This window comes from Promineifilum sp. (SeqCode) (assembly GCF_041918635.1).
GTDB lineage: Bacteria > Chloroflexota > Anaerolineae > Promineifilales > Promineifilaceae > Promineifilum.
In genome coordinates, this window is the sequence record NZ_JAYRVJ010000608.1 from 1 (window position 1) to 2046 (window position 2046).

The window sequence follows — 2046 nt, forward strand, 5'->3', positions numbered from 1 at the left end:
AAGATGACGACGTAGGACAGCATCGTGTACGTGCCCTGCAGACGTTGGTACGAGCCGGCCCAACTGATCCGCGGCGCGACCGAAAAGAGGGTCGAGAGGGCGTAGACCAGGATGAGCGCCAGAATGGGCAAGACCAGTGGCTTGTGCCACAGCGCAGCCGGGTCCGATGGCCGCAGGCGGCCAAGCTCCCGCCAGCTATGCCGGTCGACGAAGCGCACGACCCAAACGGCCGCCATAAATAAGGCGATTGACCTCAGCAGCGCCAGCTTGTCAGGCTCAAAGACGCGCTCGGAGTGTATGTTGAAGAATAAGGGGATAACGAGAAGGGCGATCAGCCAACCGGCTTCCAGAAGGGCGTCGCACCAGCGTGAAAGTCTGGAGTCCATTGGCCCCAAGCATAGCACAATTAGCGCACGTTGACCTTTCCTTCAATGGTGCTCACGCGGTCGAGCACGTCCTCCCAGCGATAGTGAGCCAGCACAAAGGCCCGGCCGGCCCGGCCCAGTTCGCGGCGCGCTTCTGGCTCGCGCAGCAGTTGCACAACCGCTTCGACCAGTGCGTCCGTCTCGTCGGCGACGAGCAGGTCGCGCCCGACCTCGGCCCGTATGCCCTGGTTGACGTGGCTCGTCGTGACAACCGGCAAGCCGGCGGCCATCGCCTCCAGCACCTTGTTCTGGATGCCGGCGGCGAAGCGCAAGGGGGCGACGAAGACGGTGGCCGCGTTGAGCGCCGCGTTGAGGTCGCTGACGTGACCCAGCACGCGCACCCCCGGCAACGCCGCCAACTCTTGCACACGCAAAGCCGGCTCTGCGCCGATGAGGTCTAGCCGGGTGGTGGGCAGATGTTGCCGGACGCCCGGCAGGATGTCGTGGGCCAGGTATTCAGCCGCGTCCACATTGTGAAAGACGCCCATGTGTCCGACGAAGGCCAACGCCGGCTCGGGCGTGACCAGACCGGCTGCCGGCGTGATGGGCGACCAGGCGACCGCTGGCCGGTAGCGCTCCGCTTCCACGCCGTTGGGCACGACGTAGATCTCGCCGGCCGCGCCGCTGTCGCGCAGGGCGCGCAACTCCTCCTCGGAGATGACCCATGCCTCGTCGAAGTGGCGCACGATCTCGCGCTCATAGCGGCGGATGCGCGGCAGCTCCAGCCGGTAGATGAGCCGCCATAGCGGGTCGCGAAAGGGCAAGGAGCGCTCCACCTCGCCGGAGATAGCGTCGGTCAGGTCGAGAATCCGGTAGGGTCGCTGGCGACCGGTGACGAACTGGGCCATGCGGAAGAGGTGAGCGTAGACGGCGTCGAAGCGCTCCCGCTCCAACAGCCGGGTGACCGCCTCGCGCATGATCGGCGAGCGATAATAGAGGGATTGGAAGGGCAGGGGACGCCAGGCATTCAACGCCACGCCGGCCGTCGCTTGCCATGGCGCGCGGTGCACCAGTTGGATGTCCTCGCAGAACGGCCGCAGCGCCCCCACGTTGCCGCTCTCGCTCCCTTCGGAGATGAATGACAGCAGGGTGATCCGATGCTCGCGCGACAGAACGCGCAGAAAGTGATAGGCGCGCAACCGATCGCCCCGCGTGGGCGGATAGGGCAGCCGGCCGGTCAAGAAGAGTAACCGCATATAAACTTCAGGCGGCGAACGACGAACTACGAACTACAAACGACCAATGACGAACGACAAAGGATCAACGACGCGCTTTTCGTCCCCTGCGGTATGATAGCGACCTCATGATCAAATCGCCAGTGCTGATCATCGGCTGCGCCCGGTCGGGCACGACCTTACTCTACACCATCCTGTCCGAAGCGCCGTCGCTGTGGTCGCTCGGCTACGAGAGCAAAGCCATCATCGAGCGCTATCATCACCCGTCGGTCAAGGGTTGGCAGTCGTGTGCGCTCTCAGCCGCCGATCTGACCGCCGAATCGCGCGCCTACATGTTGCGCGTCTTCAGCGCGTCAGCCGCGCCGGGGCGTTACTGGCAGCGCGTCAACCGGCTGCGGCGGGCGGCGAACCGCAATCGGCCTTACGCGGCGCTCAAGCGGCGCGGC

At 65.3% G+C, this 2046-nt stretch carries 2 protein-coding genes and 1 pseudogene; 1 reads left to right on the forward strand and 2 read right to left on the reverse strand.

The annotated features are described in order from the left end of the window. Together ACE3UY_RS18115 and ACE3UY_RS18120 are read right to left on the reverse strand one after the other, a co-directional pair. A pseudogene (locus tag ACE3UY_RS18115) lies at window positions 1–386 on the reverse strand (hypothetical protein); the annotation flags it as partial. Between the two features lie 20 nt (window positions 387–406). Further along, window positions 407–1621, reverse strand: coding sequence for a glycosyltransferase (locus ACE3UY_RS18120; protein WP_374688890.1), 1215 nt, complete (start codon window positions 1619–1621; stop codon window positions 407–409). Between the two features lie 107 nt (window positions 1622–1728). On the opposite strand from ACE3UY_RS18120, the gene ACE3UY_RS18125 reads away from it, so the two are divergent. Continuing rightward, window positions 1729–2046: sulfotransferase (locus ACE3UY_RS18125; RefSeq protein WP_374688891.1), on the forward strand; the 318-nt coding region annotated here is incomplete at its 3' end.

Coding starts and splice junctions, on each gene's coding strand:
- ACE3UY_RS18120 (WP_374688890.1), bottom strand. CDS start 1,621: ATGCGGTTACTCTTCTTGACCGGCCGGCTGCCCTATCCGCCCACGCGG.